Annotated in this window: 18 protein-coding genes; 11 read left to right on the top strand and 7 right to left on the bottom strand. The window is 62.0% G+C overall.

The window, feature by feature from the left end:
- Positions 1–406: 406 nt before the first annotated feature.
- The 3 genes from OIU19_RS22720 to OIU19_RS22730 all read right to left on the bottom strand — a co-directional run bounded on the left by OIU19_RS22720 (position 407) and on the right by OIU19_RS22730 (position 6,180).
- A complete protein-coding gene (locus tag OIU19_RS22720; RefSeq protein WP_264236900.1) occupies positions 407–3,217 on the bottom strand; it encodes an FAD-binding and (Fe-S)-binding domain-containing protein in 2,811 nt (936 codons plus the stop codon).
- Between the two features lie 77 nt (positions 3,218–3,294).
- Positions 3,295–4,440, bottom strand: a complete 1,146-nt coding sequence (gene lldD / locus OIU19_RS22725; protein ID WP_264236901.1) for an FMN-dependent L-lactate dehydrogenase LldD — start codon at positions 4,438–4,440, stop codon at positions 3,295–3,297.
- 69 nt (positions 4,441–4,509) lie between these two features.
- Positions 4,510–6,180, bottom strand: coding sequence for a lactate permease LctP family transporter (locus tag OIU19_RS22730; RefSeq protein ID WP_264236902.1), 1,671 nt, complete (start codon positions 6,178–6,180; stop codon positions 4,510–4,512).
- A gap of 255 nt (positions 6,181–6,435) precedes the next feature.
- On the opposite strand from OIU19_RS22730, the gene OIU19_RS22735 reads away from it, so the two are divergent.
- Positions 6,436–7,203 carry an FCD domain-containing protein gene (locus OIU19_RS22735; RefSeq protein WP_186556513.1) on the top strand — a complete coding sequence of 256 codons (768 nt, stop codon included), beginning with the start codon at positions 6,436–6,438 and terminating at the stop codon, positions 7,201–7,203.
- A gap of 120 nt (positions 7,204–7,323) precedes the next feature.
- Here OIU19_RS22735 and smpB read toward each other — a convergent pair whose 3' ends face one another.
- Positions 7,324–7,806, bottom strand: coding sequence for an SsrA-binding protein SmpB (smpB, locus tag OIU19_RS22740; protein WP_186556512.1), 483 nt, complete (start codon positions 7,804–7,806; stop codon positions 7,324–7,326).
- A 162-nt stretch (positions 7,807–7,968) separates the two neighbouring features.
- On the opposite strand from smpB, the gene OIU19_RS22745 reads away from it, so the two are divergent.
- Positions 7,969–8,403: a type II toxin-antitoxin system RatA family toxin gene (locus OIU19_RS22745; RefSeq protein WP_264236903.1), complete on the top strand. Its 435-nt coding sequence runs from the start codon at positions 7,969–7,971 to the stop codon at positions 8,401–8,403.
- Positions 8,404–8,469: 66 nt separating this feature from the next.
- Here OIU19_RS22745 and OIU19_RS22750 read toward each other — a convergent pair whose 3' ends face one another.
- The gene (locus OIU19_RS22750) at positions 8,470–9,000 is read right to left on the bottom strand and encodes an outer membrane protein assembly factor BamE (protein ID WP_264236904.1); all 531 of its coding nucleotides are present in this window, start codon (positions 8,998–9,000) and stop codon (positions 8,470–8,472) included.
- A gap of 97 nt (positions 9,001–9,097) precedes the next feature.
- Here OIU19_RS22750 and fur point away from each other — a divergent pair, with 97 nt between their 5' ends.
- The gene (fur, locus tag OIU19_RS22755; RefSeq protein ID WP_186556509.1) at positions 9,098–9,502 is read left to right on the top strand and encodes a ferric iron uptake transcriptional regulator; all 405 of its coding nucleotides are present in this window, start codon (positions 9,098–9,100) and stop codon (positions 9,500–9,502) included.
- 300 nt (positions 9,503–9,802) lie between these two features.
- Here fur and recN read toward each other — a convergent pair whose 3' ends face one another.
- Positions 9,803–11,476 (bottom strand): DNA repair protein RecN, encoded by a 1,674-nt coding sequence (gene recN, locus OIU19_RS22760; RefSeq protein WP_264236905.1) that lies wholly within the window; start codon positions 11,474–11,476, stop codon positions 9,803–9,805.
- Between the two features lie 191 nt (positions 11,477–11,667).
- Here recN and grpE point away from each other — a divergent pair, with 191 nt between their 5' ends.
- The 8 genes from grpE to OIU19_RS22800 all read left to right on the top strand — a co-directional run bounded on the left by grpE (position 11,668) and on the right by OIU19_RS22800 (position 22,093).
- Positions 11,668–12,222 carry a nucleotide exchange factor GrpE gene (gene grpE / locus OIU19_RS22765; protein WP_264236906.1) on the top strand — a complete coding sequence of 185 codons (555 nt, stop codon included), beginning with the start codon at positions 11,668–11,670 and terminating at the stop codon, positions 12,220–12,222.
- 102 nt (positions 12,223–12,324) lie between these two features.
- Positions 12,325–14,253 (top strand): molecular chaperone DnaK, encoded by a 1,929-nt coding sequence (dnaK, locus tag OIU19_RS22770; protein WP_186556506.1) that lies wholly within the window; start codon positions 12,325–12,327, stop codon positions 14,251–14,253.
- 198 nt (positions 14,254–14,451) lie between these two features.
- Complete coding sequence (gene dnaJ / locus OIU19_RS22775; protein WP_186556505.1) at positions 14,452–15,576, top strand: molecular chaperone DnaJ; 1,125 nt, start codon at positions 14,452–14,454, stop codon at positions 15,574–15,576.
- 13 nt (positions 15,577–15,589) lie between these two features.
- Positions 15,590–16,393: a 4-hydroxy-tetrahydrodipicolinate reductase gene (dapB, locus tag OIU19_RS22780; protein WP_264236907.1), complete on the top strand. Its 804-nt coding sequence runs from the start codon at positions 15,590–15,592 to the stop codon at positions 16,391–16,393.
- A gap of 330 nt (positions 16,394–16,723) precedes the next feature.
- Positions 16,724–17,860 carry a glutamine-hydrolyzing carbamoyl-phosphate synthase small subunit gene (carA, locus tag OIU19_RS22785; RefSeq protein ID WP_186556503.1) on the top strand — a complete coding sequence of 379 codons (1,137 nt, stop codon included), beginning with the start codon at positions 16,724–16,726 and terminating at the stop codon, positions 17,858–17,860.
- 105 nt (positions 17,861–17,965) lie between these two features.
- Positions 17,966–21,187, top strand: a complete 3,222-nt coding sequence (gene carB, locus OIU19_RS22790; RefSeq protein WP_264236908.1) for a carbamoyl-phosphate synthase large subunit — start codon at positions 17,966–17,968, stop codon at positions 21,185–21,187.
- Positions 21,184–21,666 (top strand): transcription elongation factor GreA, encoded by a 483-nt coding sequence (gene greA / locus OIU19_RS22795; protein WP_264236909.1) that lies wholly within the window; start codon positions 21,184–21,186, stop codon positions 21,664–21,666. The genes carB and greA overlap by 4 nt, the downstream gene beginning before the upstream one ends.
- On the top strand, positions 21,644–22,093 hold the full coding sequence (locus OIU19_RS22800) for an MFS transporter (protein ID WP_264236910.1): 450 nt from the start codon (positions 21,644–21,646) through the stop codon (positions 22,091–22,093). Before greA ends, OIU19_RS22800 begins: the two co-directional genes overlap by 23 nt.
- Positions 22,094–22,105: 12 nt before the next feature.
- On the opposite strand, the gene yhbY is transcribed toward OIU19_RS22800, so the two are convergent.
- Complete coding sequence (gene yhbY, locus OIU19_RS22805) at positions 22,106–22,414, bottom strand: ribosome assembly RNA-binding protein YhbY (RefSeq protein WP_186556499.1); 309 nt, start codon at positions 22,412–22,414, stop codon at positions 22,106–22,108.
- Between the last annotated feature and the right edge of the window lie 24 nt (positions 22,415–22,438).

Genomic DNA, 22,438 nt, shown 5'->3' on the forward strand with positions numbered 1-22,438 from the left:
TGCGCGGCGGCTATGGATGAAGTGTTCATTCAGATCCACGGGGTTCGCGGCGGCTATGGATGAAGTGTTCATTCAGATCCACGGGGTTCGCGGCGGCTATGGATGAAGTGTTCATTCAGATCCACGGGGTTCGCGGCGGCTATGGATGAAGTGTTCATTCAGATCCAAGGGATTCGCGGCGACTATGGATGAAGTGTTCATTCAGATCCACGGGGTTCGCGGCGGCTATGGAGGAAGTGTTCATTCAGATCCAAGGGATTCGCGGCGGCTAGGGATGAAGTGTTCATTCAGATCCAAGGGATTCGCGGCGGCTGTGGATGAAGTGTTCATTCAGAACCCTGCAAAGGGCCGGGGGCGATCATGGATGATGTGATCATTCAAATCGCCCCACAAACACCGCGCTCGATCAGATACTCCGCGCCCGGGTCACGCGGTCTACCAGATAGACCAGCCCGTGATAGTCGATCCCACTGTGGCTCGACAGGCCAATCTCGCAGGTGCGGCTGGTCGAGATGCCTTCGCTGCAATATTGCACCGCATCCTTGAGGCTGCGCAGCGAGTGGGCGTTGAGCTCGGGGGTGGTGAAGCCTTTGTCGCCGGCGAAGCCGCAGCAGTGAATGCCTTCGGGGATCATCACCTGTTTGCTGCAGCGCCGCGCCAGGTCGATCAGCGCCTGGCTTTCGCCCAGGTGCTGGGTGCTGCAGGTGACATGCACGGCCACCGGCTCCTCCTGGGGGGTGAACTCCAGGCGCTCGAGCAGGTGGGTGCGGATGAAGCGCACCGGGTCGTACAGGTCCAGGCGGGTTTCGCCCAGGTCTTGCACCAGGCGCAAGGTGCAGGGGCTGGTGTCGCAGTAGATCGGGTCAAGCCCGCCGCGGCTGGCATGCAGCAGGGCGTTGATCAGCTCCTGGCGCTTGTGCTCGGCCTGCTCGGCGTAGCCTTTGGAGGCGAACGGCTGGCCGCAGCACAGGCTGTCGGCGTTGTCGGGGAACACCACCTGGTAACCGGCTTTCTCCAGCAGGGCGCGGGTCTTGTCGAGCAGCGAACTTTGCTCGCGGTCGGCGTAGGCCGGGCCCATGACCCGCGATACGCAGGCGGCCAGGTACACCACCCGTGGCCGGGCGTCGTTGCTTGCCGGGCCGAAGTCGATGGCGCGCAGTGGCTGCGGCATCGCTGGGGTCCACTGCGGCAGGCGGCCGTTGCTGGCTTTGCTCAATGAGGCGCTGATCCGGCCCAGGCGTGGCGCGCCGAGCAGCTTGCGTGCGCCGTTGGCGGCGGCCAGGGTGAAGCGGGCGCCGCGCAGGGCGGTGTGGAAGTGTTCGGCCAGCCAGTCGGCGGTCTTCTCGTGCTCGGCGGCCTGGCCGCGCAGTTTCTTCACCAGCTCGCCGGTGTTGATGCCGACCGGGCAGCGCTGGGCGCACAGGCCGGTGGCGGCGCAGGTGTCGATGCCTTGGTATTGATAGCTGCGCAGCAGTTCGCGCACGTCTTCGCCAGCGCGCTTCTTGGCCTGGATGTCGCGCCACATGACGATGCGTTGGCGCGGGCTGAGGGTCAGGCCTTTGGACGGGCAGACCGGTTCGCAGAAGCCGCACTCGATGCACTTGTCGACGATCTCGTCGGCCGCCGGCAGGGGCTTGAGGTGCTTGAGGTGGATGGCTGGGTCTTCGCTCAGGACCACGTCCGGGTTGAGGATGCCGTTGGGGTCGAGCAGGCGTTTGAGCTGCCACATCAGTTGGTAGGCGTCATGCCCCCATTCCAGCTCGACGAAGGGCGCCATGTTGCGTCCGGTACCGTGCTCGGCCTTGAGCGAGCCGCCAAATTCGACCGCCACCAGCTGCGCGACGTCATCCATGAACGCTTGATAGCGCGCCACTTCTTGCGCGCTATTGAAGCCTTGGGTGAAGACGAAGTGCAGGTTGCCTTCCAGCGCGTGGCCGAAAATGATCGCCTCGTCGTAGTGGTGCTTGTCGAACAGCTGGATCAGCCGGTTGACGCCTTCGGCCAGTTGCTCGACCGGGAAGGTCACGTCTTCGATGATCACCGTGGTGCCGGTCTGGCGTACTGCGCCGACGGCGGGGAAGGTGTCTTTGCGGATCTTCCACAGCAGGTTGTACACGGCCGGGTCTTCGCTGAAGTCGACTTTCTGCTCCAGCGGGAAGTCGGCGATCGAGGCCATGATCAGTTCGAGTTGCTCGTGCAGCAGGCTCTGGCTGGCGGCGCGCGACTCGATCAGCAGGGCGCAGGCGTTGTCCGACAGCGCCTTGACCCACACCGGCATGCCGGGCATGTCCTGTACCGAGCGCAGGCTGCGGCGGTCGAGCAATTCGACCGCAGAAACCGGCTGGTGCTTGAGCACCGTCACCGCCTTGCAGCAGCTTTCCACGGTCGGGAAGACGATCAGCGCCGAGGCCTTGTGCGGGTGGTCGAGCACCGTGTCGTAGGTCACCGCGCTGATAAAGCCCAGGGTGCCTTCGGAACCGACCAGCAGGTGCTGCAGGATATCCAGCGGTTGGTCGTAGTCCACCAGTGCGTTGAGCGACAGACCTGTGGTGTTCTTCAGGCGGTATTTGTGGCGGATCTTGGCCGCCAGTTCGCTGTTGGCGCGGGTCTCGCGGCCGAGCCGGGCGAGTTCGCCGAGCAGCTCGGCGTGGCTCTGTTCGAAGGCGGCGACGCTGGCCGGGTCTTCACTGTCCAGGCGGGTGCCGTCGGCCAGTACCAGGCGCAGGCCGGCGAGGGTGTGATAGGTGTTTTGCGCAGTGCCGCAGCACATGCCGCTGGCGTTGTTGGCGACGATGCCGCCGATCTTGCAGGCGTTGATCGAGGCCGGGTCGGGACCGATCTTGCGCCCGAACGGGGCCAGCCAGGCGTTGGCCTGGGCGCCGATCACGCCGGGTTGCAGGCGGATCTGCTCGCCCTGGCGACGGATCTCTTTGCCGTTCCAGTTATCCCCCAGCACGATCAACACCGAGTCGCTGATGGCCTGGCCAGACAGGCTGGTGCCGGCGGCGCGGAAGGTCACTGGCACGCGCTCGCGCTGGGCCAGGTGCAGCAGGCCGACCACCTCGTCCTCGGACTCGACGCGCACCACCAGCTTGGGGATCAGCCTATAGAAGCTGGCATCGGTGCCAAAGGCCAGGGTCGAGGTCGGGTCGTCAAAACGGCGGTCTGCGGGGATCAGGCGCTCGGCATCTCTGAGGAACGCGGCAGGCAAGCTCATGCAATCTCCTCGCGGGGCCGTCGCGTCTGTTGCGCGAGGTGCCCCGGTGATTATCAGGCGGTATTGGGTGCAGGCGTTCAGGCGCCCAGTTCGCGCACCAGCGAATCGCGTGTGATCTCGCTGATCGACTTGGCGCCGGTGAGCACCATGGCGACGCGCATTTCTTTTTCGAACAGTTCGAGCAGGTTCTTCACCCCGGCTTCGCCATGGGTGGCCAGGGCCCAGAGGAAGGCGCGGCCGATCAGCACGCTGTCGGCGCCGAGGGCGATCATGCGCACGACGTCGAGGCCGCTGCGGATGCCGGAGTCGGCGAGGATCTTGATCTCGCCTTTGACCGCATCAGCGATTGCCGGCAGGGCGCGGGCGCTCGACAGCACGCCGTCGAGCTGGCGGCCACCGTGGTTGGACACGACGATGCCGTCGGCGCCGAACTTGACGGCGTCACGGGCGTCTTCCGGATCGAGGATGCCCTTGATGATCATCGGGCCGTCCCAGAACTCGCGGATCCACTCCAGGTCTTTCCAGGAGATCGACGGGTCGAAGTTGTTGCCCAGCCAGCCGATGTAGTCGGCCAGGCCCGTGGGGTTGCCTCGATAAGTGGAGATGTTGCCCAAGTCGTGCGGGCGGCCCATCACGCCGACATCCCAGGCCCACTCGGGGTGGGTCATGGCTTGCAGCACGCGGCGCAGCGGGCCGTTCTTGCCGCTCATGCCGGAGTGGGCATCGCGATAGCGCGCGCCGGGTACGGGCATGTCGACGGTGAACACCAGCGTCTTGACCCCAGCGGCCTTGGCCCGCTCCAGGGCGTTGCGCATGAAGCCGCGGTCCTTGAGCACGTACAGCTGGAACCACATCGGCCGGTTGATGGCCGGGGCGACTTCTTCGATCGGGCACACCGACACCGTCGACATGGTGAATGGAATGCCGTGGGCGGCTGCCGCACGCGCCGCCTGCACTTCGCCGCGGCGGGCGTACATGCCGGTCAGGCCGACCGGAGCCAGGGCGACCGGCATGCTCAAGGTCTCGCCGAACAGTTGCGTCTGAAGGCTCAGCTCGGACATGTTTTTCAGCACGCGCTGACGCAGGGCGATGCTGGCCAGGTCTTCGACGTTATGGCGCAGGGTGTACTCGGCGTAGGCGCCACCGTCGGCGTAGTGGAACAGGAACGGCGGCAGCTTGCGCTGGGCCGCGGCGCGATAGTCGGTGGAGGCAGAAATGATCATGGAATCTCGCTGCAAAGGTTGAAAGGGGCGGCTGCCGGATGCGCCGCGACGCATCCGGCCCCTGTCACTTTAGTGGTGAACCAGCATGCCGGTGAGCCAGTACGCCTGGATCAGGGTGATCAGGCCGACGATGGTGGCGAAGAACAGGCTGTGCTTGACGGTGAAGCGGAACAGGTCCGATTCCTTGCCGACCAGGCCGGTCGCGGCGCAGGCCACGGCGATCGATTGCGGCGAGATCATCTTGCCGGTCACGCCGCCGCTGGTGTTGGCCGCTACCAGCAGGGTATCGCTGACCCCGATCTGGTGCGCAGTGGTGGCCTGCAGCGAGCCGAACAGGGCGTTGGACGAGGTGTCCGAGCCGGTCAGGAATACGCCCAGCCAGCCCAGGAACGGCGAGAAGAACGGGAACGCAGCGCCGGTGCCCGCCAGGACCAGGGCCATGGTCGAGGACATGCCCGAGTAGTTGGTGACGAAGGCGAAGGCCAGCACCATGCCGATCGACAGGATCGGCCAGCGTAGCTCCCAGAAGGTCTCTTTTAAAGTGGTCAGACCAGTTTTGAAGTTGATCTTCAGCACTGCCATGGAAATCAGTGCGGAGAGGAAGATCGCCGTGCCAGTGGCCGAGATCGGGTCGAGCTTGAACACCGCTGGCATTGCAGTCGGTGCAGCGACGATCGGAGCGGTCTTGATCACCAGCTGGTCGAGGTGCGGGATGGCGAAGTTGAACACGAAGTTGTACATCGCGCCGCCCGGGGCGAAGGCGGCCTTGAATGGCTTCAGGGTCCAGATGGTCACCAGCACGGTGAGGATCAGGAACGGCGACCAGGCCTTGAAGATTTCACCCAGGCTGTACGGCGAAGGCTGGCTGCCGCTGGACTGCACCACGGCGGCGCCGACGCTGCCCTTGGCTTCGGCGAACGAGCGCTTGGGCTGCCACACTTTCAGGAACAGGGTCAGCGCGACCAGGCTGGCCAGGGCCGAGGTGATGTCCGGCAGTTCTGGGCCTATGAAGTTCGAGGTGAAGTACTGGGTCACGGCGAAGCTCAGGCCGGCGACCAGGGCGGCAGGCCAGGTTTCTTTGACGCCGCGCAGGCCGTCCATCATGAACACCAGCCAGAACGGCACGAACAGCGACAGCAGCGGCAGCTGGCGGCCGGTCATGGCGCCGATGTGGAAGGCGTCGATGCCAGTCACTTGGCCGGCGACGATGATCGGGATGCCGAGCGCGCCGAACGCTACGGGCGCGGTGTTGGCGATCAGGCACAGGCCGGCGGCGTACAGTGGGTTGAAGCCCAGGCCCACCAGCAGCGCGGCCGTGATGGCCACCGGGGCGCCGAAGCCGGCTGCGCCTTCGAGGAAGGCGCCGAAGCAGAAGCCGATCAGCAGCACTTGCAGGCGTTGGTCGTCGGTAATCGACAGCACCGAGCTGCGGATCACTTCGAACTGGCCGCTCTTGACCGTCAGTTTGTACAGGAACACCGCGGCAACGATGATCCAGGCAATTGGCCAGAGGCCGTATAGGAAGCCATAACCAGCGGCGGCCAGGGCCATGTCCACCGGCATGTTGAAGGCGAAGATCGCTACCAGGATCGACAGCCCGAGCGTGATGCTACCGGCCACGTGGCCTTTGAGGCGGAACATGGCGAGGGCGAGGAAGAAGAATACGATGGGAATGACCGCCGCCAGTGCGGACAGGCCAAGGCTTCCCAGAGGGGTATAGAGTTGTTGCCAGGTTTGCATATGGGGTGGCCCCTAATTGTTGTTGGTCAGCACTGGCATTGGATAATTGGTAAGACCAATTTACAATGTCTGGACGCTAGGTTAAAAGCGTGGCTGCGGCTGTGTCAATTTGTCTCGCGGCAAACTTTGGTCGGATGCCGATGAACGGGTCGTTGTCGGTGGGCGAAAATCGCCAACTGATGCGTGTCGGTTGCGCCTGGATAGGCCAGAATAGGCGCCCCCGAAATCGGTACGGGGGTTTGTGGAGAGCATGTGATGGTTTTTGATCAGGTCCGCCAACGGCGCCTGTCCGACGACATTGTCGAGCGGCTGGAAGGGATGATTCTCGAAGGGACGCTGACCTCGGGTCAGCGCTTGCCGGCTGAGCGCGTTCTGGCCGAGCAGTTCGGCGTGTCGCGCCCATCGCTGCGTGAGGCGATCCAGAAATTGGTGGCCAAGGGCTTGTTGGTCAGCCGCCAGGGCGGTGGCAACTATGTTGCGGCCTCGCTCGGCGCGACCTTCAGCGACCCGCTGCTGCAGTTGCTCGAGCACAGCCCTGAGGCGCAGCGCGATTTGCTCGAGTTTCGCCACACGCTGGAGGCGTCATGCGCCTACTACGCGGCGCAGCGGGCGACCGAGCCTGATCGTGAGCGGCTCAAGGCCGCCTTCGATGCGTTGCAAGATTGCTATTCGCGCAAGGACGAAGTCAGCCGGGCGGAGGAGGGCGCGGCGGATGCCAGTTTCCACCTGGCGATTGCCGAGGCCAGCCACAACGCCGTGTTGCTGCATACCATCCGGGGGTTGTTCGACCTGCTCAAGCGCAACGTGGTGACCAACATTGGTGGCATGTATCAGCAGCGTTCAGAGACGCGCGACATGCTCATCAGCCAGCATCGCGAGCTGTATCAGGCGATTGTCGAGGGGCGGGCGGAAGAGGCGCGTGAGGTGTCGAGCCGGCACATTCTGTATGTGCAGGAGGTGCTCGAAGAGGCGCAGCAAGAGGCCCAGCGCGTGGCGCGGGCAGAGCGGCGCAGCGGACGCTGAGAAGCCGCGCCCCCACAAGCAGCGCATGACCCTGTAGGAGCGGGCTTGCCCGCGATGGCGGCGGTACATTCACCATCGCTATCGCGGGGCAAGCCCGCTCCCACAGCGGGTGAGCAGGAATTAGTCTTCCTTGCCCTTGTTGCGCACCGCACGCTGGATCTCGCGGTTGGAATCGCGCTCGCGCTGGGTATCGCGCTTGTCGAATTCCTTCTTGCCCTTACCTAGCGCGATCTCGCACTTGATCAGGTGCTTGCTCCAGTACAGCGCCAAGGCCACACAGGTGTAGCCTTTCTGCGCCACAGCCGCTTCCAGGCGCTCAAGCTCGCGCTTGTTCAGCAGCAGTTTGCGCGTACGGATCGGGTCGGCGATCACGTGGGTGCTGGCGGCGGTCAGCGGGGTGATGTGGCTGCCGAACAGCCAGGCTTCGCCATCCTTGAGCAGCACGTAGCTGTCGGTCAGGTGCGCCTTGCCGGCCCGCAGGCTCTTTACTTCCCAACCGGACAGGACCAGCCCGGCCTCGAACTTGTGTTCGATGAAGTAATCGTGTCGCGCTTTCTTGTTTTGCGCGATGGTCCCGGTCGGATGTTTCTTTTGCTTAGCCATAGGGGCCGCATTATAGGCAGTCGTTGCGTCGTCGGCTATGGGATTTCGGTGTGCTTGAGCCTGCGGATCGAATCCCGGACAATGCAGGCGCTGTGCAATGCGCAGAACCTGTTTTCGGTGCGCTGAGAAGCGCCGCCGCCCAGCCTTGGAAGTGACGCCTGGATGACAACCCATATTCAACGTTCCGCCCTGCTGCCGTACCCTGCCCAGGCGCTCTACGATCTGGTCAACGATGTGGCCAGCTACCCGCAGTTTCTGCCTTGGTGCTCGGCCTCGACAGTGATCGAGAGCAGCGAAACCCACATGCGGGCGCGGCTGGAAGTGGCCAAGGGCGGCATGAGCCAGCAGTTTGTGACGAGCAATGTGCTGGTGCCGGGGCAGTCGATCGAGATGAACCTTGAAGAAGGCCCGTTCAGCCAGTTGCATGGTGTATGGGTGTTCAAGGCGCTGGGCGACAAGGCCTGCAAGATCAGCCTCGATCTCTCTTTCGACTATGCCGGGCCACTGGTGCGAGCGACCCTCGGCCCGCTGTTCAACCAGGCGGCCAACACCCTGGTCGATGCCTTCTGCCAGCGCGCCAAGCAGCTCAATAGCTGAAGCTTCGGTCCATAGCAGGCACAAAAAAGCCCGGACCTTGCTCCGGGCTTTTTATTAACGCCGCCGTTATTGCGGGTTGGTGTCCAGCGGGGCTGGGGTCGGCACCGGCGTGGTTTCGATGGTGTCGATCTCGCGCTGAATCGACTCCTCGACCGAACCTGGCTTGGCCGGCTTCTCTTCTGGCTGAGTCGGCTGGCCTGGTTGGGCGTTCGGGCTGACAGTGGTGTCGCCGCTGCCACCCAGGATCTCCTGGTCGCGGCTGACGCCTGGCATGAAGTCGCCGGACAGACTCACCAGCTGATCGCTTTCGTTGAAGAAGATGCTCATACGCTCCTGCTGACGCTTACCGCCGCCAGGTTGCAGGCTGTAGAGATAATCCCAGCGATTGGTGTTGAACGTGTCCTGAATCAGCGGGTTGCCCATGATAAACCTTACTTGCCGTCGGGTCATTCCGGGGCGTAATTGGTCTATCATGTCCTGCGTGACGACATTGCCCTGCTGGATGTCGATTTTGTAAACCCCGGGAAACGAGCAACCGGCGAGTGCGAGCAGTCCCACAATGGTGAGGCTGGTTAGCAAGAGCTTGGACTTTTGCATCGGTGGGCGACTTCCACTATCTTGGCTGGACAACGTAAACCCCGATCATACCCGTATTAAGAGAAGCTGCGAAGCAGCATCGGCGAGAAAGCTGACCATGGTTGAAAATAGCGAACTGCGCAAAGCTGGTCTCAAGGTGACACTGCCTCGAGTAAAGATCCTTCAGATGCTGGACTCCACCGAGCAGCGTCACATGAGTGCCGAGGATGTCTACAAGGCGCTGATGGAAGCAGGTGAGGACGTCGGTCTGGCGACCGTCTACCGCGTATTGACTCAGTTCGAAGCGGCGGGTTTGGTTGTTCGCCACAACTTCGACGGCGGTCACGCGGTGTTTGAATTGGCTGATGGCGGCCACCACGACCATATGGTCAACCTGGACACCAATGAAGTCATCGAGTTTTTCGATTCGGAAATCGAAAAGCGCCAGAAAGAGATCGTGGCCGAGCACGGCTACGAGCTGGTGGACCACAATTTGGTCCTGTATGTGCGTAAGAAGAAGTAACGATTTCGATCGTTATCAAATACAAAGGCGACCCTCGGGTCGCCTTTGTGCTTTCTGGCTGAGCTGAAACTGTCAGGGTCCCTTTAGGGCGCCGCTGACCCCTGTGGGAGCGGGCTTGCCCGCGAACGAGGGCGAAGCCCTCGCCGTACACTGAGGGTGCTGCAACAGGCCTCTTCGCGGGCAAGCCCGCTCCCACAGGAATGGAGTTGATCTGGTGGGTTGCGGTGTGTCTGGCACATCGGACCCTGTGGGAGCGGGCTTGCCCGCGAAGGGCCGCACAGCGGCCCCAATACGCCTATTTCAGGCCTTACCGCTGACCACCATCTTGCGCGCATGCGCCAGCGATTCTTTGGTCAGGTCAATCCCGCCCAGCATCCGCGCCACTTCCTCGACCCGTTCACGCTTGCCCAAGTTGGCCACTGCGGTATGGGTGGTCTCGCTGTTGCGCACCTTGTGCACGAACAGGTGATGATGCCCCTGCGCCGCCACCTGCGGCAGGTGGGTCACTGTCAGCACCTGGCCGCGTTCGCCGAGCCGCCGCAGCAGCTGGCCCACGATCTCGGCGGTAGGCCCGCCAATGCCCACGTCCACTTCATCGAACACCAGGGTGGGAATTCGCGAGGTCTGGGCGGTGATCACCTGAATCGCCAGGCTGATCCGCGACAGTTCACCACCCGAGGCCACCTTGGCCAGGCCCTTCAATGGCTGCCCGGGGTTGGCGCTGACCAGCAGTTCGATCTGCTCCAGGCCGTGCGGTGACGGCTCGGGGCTGTCGAACGGCGTGAGCTCGATACAGAAGCGCCCGCCAGGCATACCCAGGCGCTGGACTTCCTGCTCTACCGCTGTGGCCAATTGTTTGGCGGCCTGCTGGCGCAGTGCGCTCAACTCGACAGCTTTGTCCTGATAATGCTGGGCGTAGGCTGCCAGTTCTTCGCCCAGGCGTTCGATGGATTCGTCGCTGGCATTGAGCCCTTCGAGCTCCTCCATCAGGCGCTGCTGCAGGTGCGGCAGCTCGGTGGGGTGCACGCGGTGTTTGCGCGCCAGCGTATAGATAGTATCGAGCCGCTCTTCCAGGGCTTGTAGGCGCATCGGGTCGGCGTCGAAGTTATCGAGGAAGCGGTTGAGTTCGCCAACCGCTTCCTCTACCTGGATCTGTGCGCTGGCGATCAGGGTGGCGGCCTCGCCCAAGGCCTTGGGGGCGCTGGCTACTGCAGTGAGACGGTTGAGGCTGACGGTCAGTGCGTTGAGCACATTGCCCGAATCGCTTTCGCTGCATTGATCGATGACCTGGCGGCAGATGCCGAACAGCGCCTCGGCATTGGTCAGGCTTTTATGTTCCTGCTCCAGCTGCTCCAGTTCGTTCTCGCCCAGGCCGAGGTTGTCCAGCTCCTCGAGCTGATAGCTGAGCAGTTGCTGGCGTGCGCGTTGCTCGTCGCCCGAGTTGGACAGGCGCTCGAGCTCCTGGCGGGTCTGGCGCCAGCGCTGTGCGGCCAGTTGCACCTGGCGGGACAGGTCGATCGCGCCGGCATACTCATCGACCAGGCGGCGGTGGGTGTCGGTCTTGAGTAGCGATTGGTGTTCGTGCTGGCTGTGGATGTCGATCAACAGCTCACCCAGCGCCTTGAGGTCGCCAAGTGGGCAGGGCGTGCCGTTGATATAGCCGCGGCTGCGCCCTTCGGCGGTGATCACCCGGCGCAGGATGCACGGGCCGTCGCTTTCCAGGTCGCGCTCGCTCAACCATACGCTGGCTTCGGGGATGTCGACCAAATCGAAGGTGGCGAGGATGTCTGCCTTGTCCGCGCCGGGGCGCACCACGCCGCTGTCGGCCCGGTCGCCCAGGGCCAGGCCCAGGGCGTCGAGCATGATCGATTTACCGGCGCCGGTTTCGCCGGTGATCACACTCATGCCGCGAGCGAGCTCGAGGTCCAGGTGTTCGACGATGGCGTAGTTATGAATGGACAGGTGGACCAGCATGAGGGCGCTCCCGAAGGGTCATGTCTGGATATTTATACAGTGCTTTTTGCCTGGCTGACAATGCCCGTTTGGAGATTGATTTGTCACCACGGAAAGCTGTCTGCCCCTTGAACCTGATTTTTACGACCCCATATAGCCGACAGACAAGGCGAGTACGTCTCGCATACCAGAAATTGCGGAGGAGATAGCCAATGGCTGACGAACAGCTGGATCCACAAACCCCTAACACCGAAGAGGCAGGTTCTGAGGATCTCGGTACCCGCGTCCAGGTGCTCGAGGAGCAGCTGGCCGCCGCCAAGGACCAGTCCCTGCGCGTTGCCGCAGACCTGCAGAACGTGCGTCGCCGCGCTGAGCAGGACGTCGAGAAGGCACACAAGTTCGCCCTGGAGAAGTTTGCCGGCGACCTGCTGCCTGTGATCGACAGCCTGGAGCGTGGCCTGGAGTTGTCCAGCGCCGACGACGAAACCATCAAGCCGATGCGCGAAGGTATCGAGCTGACCCTGAAGATGTTCCACGACACCCTCAAGCGCTACAACCTTGAGGCTGTCGACCCGCACGGCGAGCCGTTCAACGCCGAGCACCACCAGGCCATGGCTATGGAAGAAAGCCACGAGGTCGAGCCCAACAGCGTGCTCAAGGTGTTCCAGAAGGGTTATCTGCTCAACGGCCGCCTGCTGCGCCCCGCCATGGTGGTGGTCAGCAAGTCGCCTGCTGCAGCTCAACCTTCGATCGATGAAAAGGCTTGAAATCCTCTGGGGCGTCCCCATTTAGGTGTCAAGCATTCAAGTATTACCGCAGTTGGCCAATGTAGTCGCTGCTAGCTAATTCAAAGTTTCGGGAGAGTTAACATGGGTAAAATCATCGGTATCGACCTGGGGACCACCAACTCGTGCGTCTCCATCCTGGAAAACGGTAACGTCAAGGTTATCGAGAACGCCGAAGGCGCGCGTACTACCCCTTCGATCATCGCCTACGCTAACGATGGCGAGATCCTGGTGGGGCAGTCGGCCAAGCGCCAGGCGGTCACCAACCCGCACAACACCCTGTACGCGGTAAAGCGTCTGATCGGTCGCCGCTTCGACGAAGAAGTCGTGCAAAAAGACATTCAGATGGTCCCGTACAAGATCGTCAAGGCTGACAACAACGACGCCTGGGTCGAAGTCAACGGCCAGAAAATGGCGCCGCCACAGATCTCTGCCGAGATCCTGAAAAAGATGAAGAAGACCGCCGAAGACTACCTCGGCGAGCCTGTCACCGAAGCGGTCATCACCGTTCCGGCTTACTTCAACGACAGCCAGCGTCAAGCCACCAAGGATGCCGGTCGCATCGCCGGTCTTGACGTAAAACGTATCATCAACGAACCAACCGCAGCTGCACTGGCTTACGGTATGGACAAGGCCAAGGGCGATCACACCGTGATCGTTTATGACCTGGGTGGTGGTACCTTCGACGTTTCGGTCATCGAAATCGCCGAAGTCGATGGCGAGCATCAGTTTGAAGTTCTGGCCACCAACGGTGACACCTTCCTCGGTGGTGAAGACTTCGACATTCGCCTGATCGACTACCTCGTCGACGAGTTCAAGAAAGAAACCGGCATGAACCTCAAGGGTGACCCGCTGGCCATGCAGCGCCTGAAAGAAGCTGCGGAAAAGGCCAAGATCGAGCTGTCCTCGAGCCAGCAGACCGACGTCAACCTGCCGTACATCACTGCAGATGCCACCGGTCCTAAGCACCTGAACGTGAAGATCTCCCGCGCCAAGCTGGAGTCGCTGGTAGAAGATCTGGTGCAGCGCACCATCGAGCCTTGCCGTATCGCTCTGAAAGATGCCGGTATCGACGTGGGTTCGATCAACGACGTGATCCTGGTCGGCGGCCAGACCCGTATGCCGCTGGTGCAGAAAGCGGTTACCGATTTCTTCGGCAAAGAAGCACGTAAAGACGTCAACCCGGATGAAGCGGTTGCCATGGGTGCAGCCATCCAAGGCGCGGTTCTGGCCGGCGATGTCAAGGACGTACTGCTGCTGGACGTCAGCCCGCTGACCCTGGGTATCGAAACCATGGGCGGCGTGATGACTGCGCTGATCGAGAAGAACACCACCATCCCGACCAAGAAGTCGCAGGTGTTCTCCACCGCTGACGACAACCAAAGCGCTGTGACCATTCACGTGCTGCAGGGTGAGCGTAAGCAGGCTGCGCAGAACAAGTCGCTGGGTAAATTCGACCTCGCCGACATCCCACCAGCACCACGTGGCGTGCCGCAGATCGAAGTGACCTTCGACATCGACGCCAACGGTATCCTGCACGTGGGTGCCAAGGACAAGGCGACTGGCAAGACTCAGTCGATCGTGATCAAGGCCAACTCCGGTCTGTCTGATGAAGAAATTCAGCAGATGATCCGCGACGCTGAGGCGAACTCGGAAGAAGACCGCAAGTTCGAAGAGCTGGCCGCTGCCCGTAACCAGGGTGATGCGCTGGTCCACTCGACGCGCAAAATGGTCGCTGACGCCGGTGACAAGGTTACTGCTGAAGAGAAAACCGCGATCGAAGCTGCCCTGGTTGCCCTGGAAGCCGCTGTCAAAGGCGACGACAAGGCTGCGATCGAAGCCAAGGTCGAGGAGCTGTCCAAGGTTTCCGCACCGGTTGCTCAGAAGATGTACGCCGAGCAGGCAGCTGAGCAGCCTCAGGGCGGCGCCCAGCAGCAGGCTGAGCCGGAAGCCAAGCACGATGACGTGGTTGACGCCGAGTTCGAAGAAGTGAAAGACAACAACAAGCAGTAATCCCTGCAAGTTGTCGCCCAGCCACCGCCGTATGGCGGTGAGCTGGTAGGATGTCGCCGCGCGGGGGCTTGCTCCCGCGTTGGCGTATCTGTAATTCGAGAATTTTTACAGCATCTGTCAGCGGCCATTTAGTTGGCGGCAGACAGGAGCTGATGGCGCGGCGCGGATGCCGAACGCCCAACAAGGTGCAAATGACCTATGTCCAAGCGTGATTATTATGAGGTCCTGGGTGTCGAGCGCGGCGCCAGCGAAGCTGACCTCAAGAAAGCTTATCGCCGGCTGGCGATGAAGTACCACCCGGACCGTAATCCGGGCGATAAAGAGTCCGAAGACATGTTCAAGGAGGCCAACGAGGCCTACGAAGTGCTGTCTGATGCGAGCAAGCGCGCAGCGTTCGACCAGTATGGTCACGCCGGTGTCGACCCGAGCATGGGCGGCGGCGGTGCAGGCTTTGGCGGCGCCAACTTCTCCGACATCTTTGGCGATGTGTTCAGTGACTTCTTCGGGGGTGGTCGCGGCGGTGGACGTGGCGGCGCGCAGCGCGGCAGCGACCTGCGCTACACCCTGGAGATCAATCTGGAAGAAGCGGTGCGCGGTACCACGGTCAATATCCGGGTGCCGACACTGGTCAACTGCGAGCCATGTGACGGCAGTGGCGCGAAGAAGGGTTCGACCCCGTCGACTTGCCCAACCTGCGGTGGTATCGGCCAGGTGCGCATGCAGCAGGGCTTCTTCTCGGTGCAGCAAACCTGTCCGCGCTGCCATGGCCAGGGCAAGATCATCACCGATCCGTGCAATTCCTGCCATGGCGAAGGTCGGGTCGAGGAATACAAGACCCTGTCGGTCAAGGTGCCGGCTGGCGTCGATACCGGCGACCGTATTCGCCTGTCGGGCGAAGGCGAGGCGGGCGCTCACGGCGGCCCGACTGGCGATCTGTATGTGGTGATCAACGTGCGTGAGCACGCGATCTTCCAGCGCGACGGCAAGCACCTGTACTGCGAAGTGCCGATCAGCTACACCGACGCTGCCCTGGGTGGCGAGCTGGAAGTACCGACCCTCGACGGTCGGGTCAAGCTGAAGATCCCGGAAGGTACCCAGACCGGTAAGCAGTTCCGTCTGCGCGGCAAGGGCGTAGCCCCGGTACGTGGTGGCGCGGCCGGCGACCTGCTGTGCCGCGTGGCGGTGGAAACCCCGGTCAACCTCAGCCGTCGTCAGCGTGAGCTGCTCGAAGAGCTGCGTGACTCGCTCGAAGGTGACAGCTCTCATTCGCCCAAGGCCAGCGGTTGGTTCGAGGGTGTGAAGCGCTTCTTCGGCGATCTCTGAGAAGGAATAGGCTATGCGACGTATTGCGGTAATGGGTGCAGCGGGGCGGATGGGCAAGACCCTGATCGAGGCTGTGCAGCAGACTCCGGGTGCTGGGCTGACGGCGGCGATCGATCGCCCAGATAGCTCGCTGGTCGGCGCCGATGCGGGTGAGCTGGCGGCGCTGGGTCGGATTGGCGTGTTGCTGTCCGACGACCTGGCCAAGGTCGTTGAAGAATTCGACGTGCTGATCGACTTCACTCACCCTTCGGTGACCCTGAAGAACCTGGCGTTCTGCCGCAAGCACGGCAAGGCGATGATCATCGGCACGACCGGCTTCTCTGTCGAAGAGAAGCAGTTGCTGGCCGAGGCGGGCAAAGAGATTCCGATCGTATTCGCGGCCAACTTCAGCGTTGGCGTCAACCTCAGCCTCAAACTGCTGGATATGGCAGCGCGGGTGCTGGGCGATGAGGTCGATATCGAGATCATCGAAGCTCACCACCGGCACAAGGTCGATGCGCCATCGGGTACCGCCCTGCGCATGGGTGAAGTGGTTGCCAATGCGCTGGGTCGTGACCTGCAGGAAGTGGCGGTGTATGGCCGTGAAGGCCAGACCGGTGCGCGTGATCGCAAGGCCATTGGCTTCGCCACTGTGCGCGCTGGCGATGTAGTGGGTGATCACACTGTGCTGTTCGCGGCTGAAGGCGAGCGCCTGGAAATCACCCATAAGGCTTCCAGCCGGATGACCTTCGCCAAGGGCGCGGTGCGTGCCGCGCTGTGGCTGGATGGCCGCGAGCCGAAGCTGTACGACATGCAGGACGTGCTCGAGCTGCGTTGAATCAATTGGGTCGGTGGTGCCTGCTTCGCGGGCAAGCCCGCTCCCACAAGGTGCGCGTGGTACCCATATGTGGGTGTGCAGGGGCCTGTGGGAGCGGGCTTGCCCGCGAATGGGTCGACTCGGTATGAGGGCAGCTGTCGCAATCCTGTGTTTTAGAGACACATATGCGGTAGACCGAAAACCCTCATTCCTGTAAGCTACAGCTTTAGTGTGTCCACTAAAAGCGCGCAGAGAAATTCAGCACATGAAGCGGGGTGACGTGTCCATACGTCACTCCGCTTTTTTGCAACCTGCGATCGCCCTTTCAGGCTTGATTTACGGGAGGTCTTCTTGACTAAGCCAGCCATACTCGCCCTTGCCGATGGCAGCATTTTTCGCGGTGAAGCCATCGGAGCCGACGGGCAGACCGTTGGTGAGGTGGTGTTCAACACCGCTATGACCGGCTACCAGGAAATCCTTACAGACCCTTCCTACGCCCAGCAAATCGTTACCCTGACTTACCCGCACATCGGCAACACCGGTACGACTCCGGAAGACGCCGAATCCAACCGCGTCTGGTCTGCCGGCCTGGTTATCCGTGACCTGCCGCTGGTGGCGAGCAACTGGCGTAAGACCCAGTCGCTGTCCGAGTACCTGAAAGAACACAACGTCGTCGCCATCGCCGGCATCGACACCCGCCGCCTGACCCGCATCCTGCGTGAAAAGGGCGCCCAGAACGGTTGCATCCTCGCCGGTGATAACATCAGCGAAGAAGCCGCCATCGCTGCTGCTCGCGGCTTCCCAGGCCTGAAGGGCATGGACCTGGCCAAGGTCGTTTCCACCAAGGAACGCTACGAGTGGCGCTCCAGCGTGTGGGAGCTGAAAACCGACAGCCACCCGACCATCGAAGCTGCCGACCTGCCGTACCACGTGGTTGCCTTCGACTATGGCGTCAAGCTGAACATCCTGCGCATGCTGGTCGCCCGTGGCTGCCGCGTGACTGTGGTGCCAGCCCAGACCCCGGCCAGCGAAGTGCTCGCGCTCAATCCGGACGGCGTGTTCCTGTCCAATGGCCCTGGTGACCCCGAGCCGTGCGACTACGCCATCCAGGCAATCAAGGAAATCCTCGAAACCGAGATTCCGGTATTCGGCATCTGCCTCGGCCACCAGCTGCTGGCCCTGGCGTCCGGCGCCAAGACCGTGAAAATGGGCCACGGTCACCACGGTGCCAACCACCCGGTCCAGGACTTGGATACCGGCGTAGTCATGATCACCAGCCAGAACCACGGTTTTGCTGTTGACGAAGCCACCCTGCCGGGCAACGTGCGCGCCATTCACAAGTCGCTGTTCGATGGCACTCTGCAGGGTATCGAGCGCACCGACAAGAGCGCGTTCAGCTTCCAGGGCCACCCTGAAGCGAGCCCTGGCCCGACCGACGTCGCGCCACTGTTCGATCGTTTCACCGATGCCATGGCCAAGCGCCGCTGAGCATCCTGCTTCAAGGCCCCGGGCCGGCTCGCGCCGCGCCCGGATGCGCCTGACCCAGATTGTTCAAAGCGGCTTGCCGACTGACCCCGGATTTGAGTGACCACCATGCCAAAACGTACAGACATCAAAAGCATCCTGATTCTCGGTGCCGGCCCGATCGTGATCGGCCAGGCCTGCGAATTCGACTACTCCGGCGCCCAGGCCTGCAAGGCCCTGCGCGAGGAAGGTTTCCGCGTCATCCTGGTGAACTCCAACCCAGCCACCATCATGACCGACCCGGCCATGGCCGACGCCACCTACATCGAGCCGATCAAGTGGCAGTCGGTGGCCAAGATCATCGAGAAAGAGCGCCCGGACGCCGTTCTGCCGACCATGGGTGGCCAGACCGCACTGAACTGCGCCCTGGACCTGGAGCGCCACGGCGTTCTGGAGAAGTTCGGCGTAGAGATGATCGGTGCCAACGCCGACACCATCGACAAGGCTGAAGACCGTTCGCGCTTCGACAAGGCCATGAAGGACATCGGCCTGGAATGCCCGCGCTCCGGTATCGCCCACAGCATGGAAGAGGCCAATGCGGTCCTCGAGAAGCTCGGCTTCCCATGCATCATTCGCCCGTCGTTCACCATGGGTGGCACTGGCGGTGGTATCGCTTACAACCGTGAAGAGTTCGAAGAAATCTGCACCCGTGGTCTGGACCTGTCGCCGACCAAAGAGCTGCTGATCGACGAATCGCTGATCGGCTGGAAAGAGTACGAGATGGAAGTGGTCCGCGACAAAAAGGACAACTGCATCATCGTCTGCTCGATCGAAAACTTCGACCCGATGGGCGTGCACACCGGTGACTCGATCACCGTTGCTCCAGCGCAGACCCTGACCGACAAGGAATACCAGATCATGCGCAACGCCTCGCTGGCGGTGCTGCGTGAAATCGGTGTCGAAACCGGCGGTTCCAACGTGCAGTTCGGTATCTGCCCGAACACCGGCCGCATGGTCGTCATCGAGATGAACCCGCGCGTATCGCGTTCGTCCGCCCTGGCTTCCAAGGCCACCGGCTTCCCGATCGCCAAGATCGCCGCCAAGCTGGCCATTGGTTACACCCTCGACGAGCTGCAAAACGATATTACCGGCGGCCGCACCCCGGCTTCCTTCGAGCCGTCGATCGACTACGTCGTCACCAAGCTGCCACGCTTTGCCTTCGAGAAATTCCCGAAAGCCGACGCGCGCCTGACCACCCAGATGAAATCCGTGGGTGAAGTCATGGCCATCGGCCGTACCTTCCAGGAGTCCCTGCAGAAAGCCCTGCGTGGCCTGGAAGTCGGTGCCTGCGGCCTGGACCCGAAAGTCGACCTGGCCAGCCCGGAAGCTGCCGGCATCCTCAAGCGCGAGCTGACCGTGCCGGGCGCCGAACGTATCTGGTACGTCGCCGATGCCATGCGTTCGGGCATGACTTGCGAAGAAATCTTTGCCCTGACCGGTATCGACATGTGGTTCCTGGTGCAGATGGAAGATCTGATCAAGGAAGAAGAGAAGGTCAAGACCCTGGCCCTGTCGGCTATCGACAAAGACCTGATGCTGCGCCTCAAGCGCAAAGGTTTCTCTGACCAGCGTCTGGCCAAGCTGCTGGGTATCACCGACAAGAACCTGCGCCGTCACCGCCACAAGCTGGAAGTGTTCCCGGTATACAAGCGCGTCGACACCTGCGCCGCCGAGTTCGCCACCGACACCGCCTATCTGTACTCCACCTACGAGGAAGAGTGCGAGGCCAACCCGTCCACCCGCGACAAGATCATGATCCTGGGTGGCGGCCCGAACCGTATTGGCCAAGGTATCGAGTTCGACTACTGCTGCGTACACGCCGCCCTGGCGCTGCGTGAAGACGGTTACGAGACCATCATGGTCAACTGCAACCCGGAAACCGTCTCCACCGACTACGACACCTCCGACCGTCTGTACTTCGAGCCACTGACGCTGGAAGACGTGCTGGAAGTGTGCCGCGTCGAGAAGCCAAAAGGCGTGATCGTCCACTACGGCGGCCAGACCCCGCTGAAACTGGCGCGTGCCCTGGAAGAAGCCGGCGTACCGATCATCGGTACCAGCCCGGATGCCATCGACCGTGCCGAAGACCGTGAGCGCTTCCAGCAGATGGTTCAGCGTCTGAACCTGCTGCAGCCGCCAAACGCCACCGTGCGCAGCGAAGAAGAAGCCATCCGCGCTGCTGGCAGCATCGGTTACCCGCTGGTTGTGCGCCCGTCGTACGTACTGGGCGGCCGCGCCATGGAAATCGTCTACGAACTGGACGAGCTCAAGCGCTACCTGCGTGAAGCGGTACAGGTGTCGAACGACAGCCCGGTACTGCTCGACCACTTCCTTAACTGCGCCATCGAGATGGACGTGGATGCCGTGTGCGACGGCACTGACGTGGTGATCGGCGCGATCATGCAGCACATCGAGCAGGCCGGCGTTCACTCCGGCGACTCGGCGTGCTCGCTGCCACCTTACTCGCTGAGCAAGGAAGTGCAGGACGAAGTCCGCGTACAGGTCGCCAAAATGGCCCTGGAGCTGGGTGTTGTCGGTCTGATGAACGTGCAGCTGGCCCTGCAGGGCGACAAGATCTATGTGATCGAAGTCAACCCGCGCGCCTCGCGTACCGTGCCGTTCGTGTCCAAGTGCATCGGCACTTCCCTGGCCATGATCGCTGCCCGGGTAATGGCCGGCAAAACCCTGAAAGAGCTGGGCTTCACCCAGGAAATCATCCCGAACTTCTACAGCGTCAAGGAAGCCGTCTTCCCGTTCGCCAAGTTCCCGGGGGTTGACCCGATCCTCGGCCCTGAGATGAAATCGACTGGTGAAGTCATGGGCGTCGGTGACACCTTCGGTGAAGCGTTCGCCAAAGCCCAGATGGGTGCCAGCGAAGTGCTGCCGACCGGTGGTACCGCGTTCATCAGCGTGCGTGACGACGACAAGCCACAAGTGGCTGGCGTTGCCCGCGACCTGATCGCTCTGGGCTTCGAAGTGGTTGCAACTGTCGGCACCGCCAAGGTTATCGAAGCGGCTGGCCTGAAGGTGCGCCGTGTGAACAAGGTGACCGAAGGTCGTCCGCACGTGGTCGACATGATCAAGAACGACGAAGTGTCGCTGATCATCAACACCACCGAAGGCCGCCAGTCGATCGCTGACTCCTACTCGATTCGTCGCAATGCGCTGCAGCACAAGATTTACTGCACAACTACCATTGCGGCCGGTGAAGCCATCTGTGAAGCGCTGAAATTCGGCCCTGAAAAGACCGTTCGTCGCTTGCAGGATCTGCATGCAGGACTCAAAGCATGAGCATTACCAAGTACCCGATGACCGTCCAGGGCGCTCGCGCCCTGGAAGAAGAGCACCTGTTCTTGAGCAAGACCGAGCGTCCGCGCTTGAGTCAGGCTATTGGCGAAGCCCGCGAGCTGGGCGATCTCAAGGAAAACGCCGAATACCATGCCGCCCGTGAGGAGCAGGGCATGGTCGAAGCGCGCATCCGCGACATCGAAGGCCGTCTGCAGAACTCGGTGGTGATCGATATCACCACCATTCCGCATACTGGCAAAGTGATCTTCGGTACCACCGTGCTCTTGGCTAACGCCGAGACCGGTGAAGAAGTGACCTACCAGATCGTTGGTGAAGACGAAGCCGATATCAAGCAGGGCAAGCTCTCTGCTGGCGCACCTATCGCCCGTGCCATCATTGGCAAGGAAGAGGGTGATGTTGCAGCGGTCAAGACACCTGGCGGTGTGGTCGAGTACGAGATTGTCGAAGTCAAACACATCTGACCGGCGCCAGCGCGCGCCATCCCTCGAGGGGATCCTCTGGCAGCTGGCCCAGGTATTCTGGGTCGGCGGCTTGTGGGTGTTCCATGTAGGCTTGGTGCCGGCGCTCAAGGTCAGTGGCCTGGCGCCGTTGCTGGTGCACGACGTGGCTGCGCAGATCGACCGTTGGTTGATTGGCGTGGCTTGGCTCGGGTTGATGACCCAGCTGGCGGTGTTGGCGAGGGTGGAGGGCCTGGCGGCCTGGTGGCGGCAATTTCGCGGCCAGATGCTGCTGCTCGGCTTTGCTGCCTGCGTCAGCTACTACACGCTACGCTATGGGATGTCCGTGGGCGAACGTTGGCAGATGTTCTGCTTTTTGGTGCTGGGTTTCTCCGGCATCGTGCTGGTGGCCCAGCCGGTACCGGTCAGGGCGCGCAAGGCGCGCCACTGATCGGAGCCACCGTTACTTGAAGCGGTGGATGTTCGACAGCTGCTTGTTCGGTTGCGGATTCTTGCGGTAGATCAGCGCTTTTTTGCCGATGGTCTGCACCAGTTCGGCGCGGCCGGCCTTGCACAGCCCGGCGATGGCAGCGGCACGTTCTTCGCGATCCTCGGAGCGAATTTCGACCTTGATCAGCTCATGGTCGGCCAGGGCGCGTTCCAATTCGGCGATAACGCCTTCGTTCAGGCCGTTGCCGGCAACGATCAAGACCGGCTTCAGGTCGTGACCAATAGACTTGTACTGCTTCTTCTGCTCGTTATTGAGCGGCATAATCTGACCCTTTTCGTCTGATTC

The organism is Pseudomonas sp. BT-42-2, assembly GCF_025847435.2.
GTDB classification, from domain to species: domain Bacteria; phylum Pseudomonadota; class Gammaproteobacteria; order Pseudomonadales; family Pseudomonadaceae; genus Aquipseudomonas; species Aquipseudomonas urmiensis.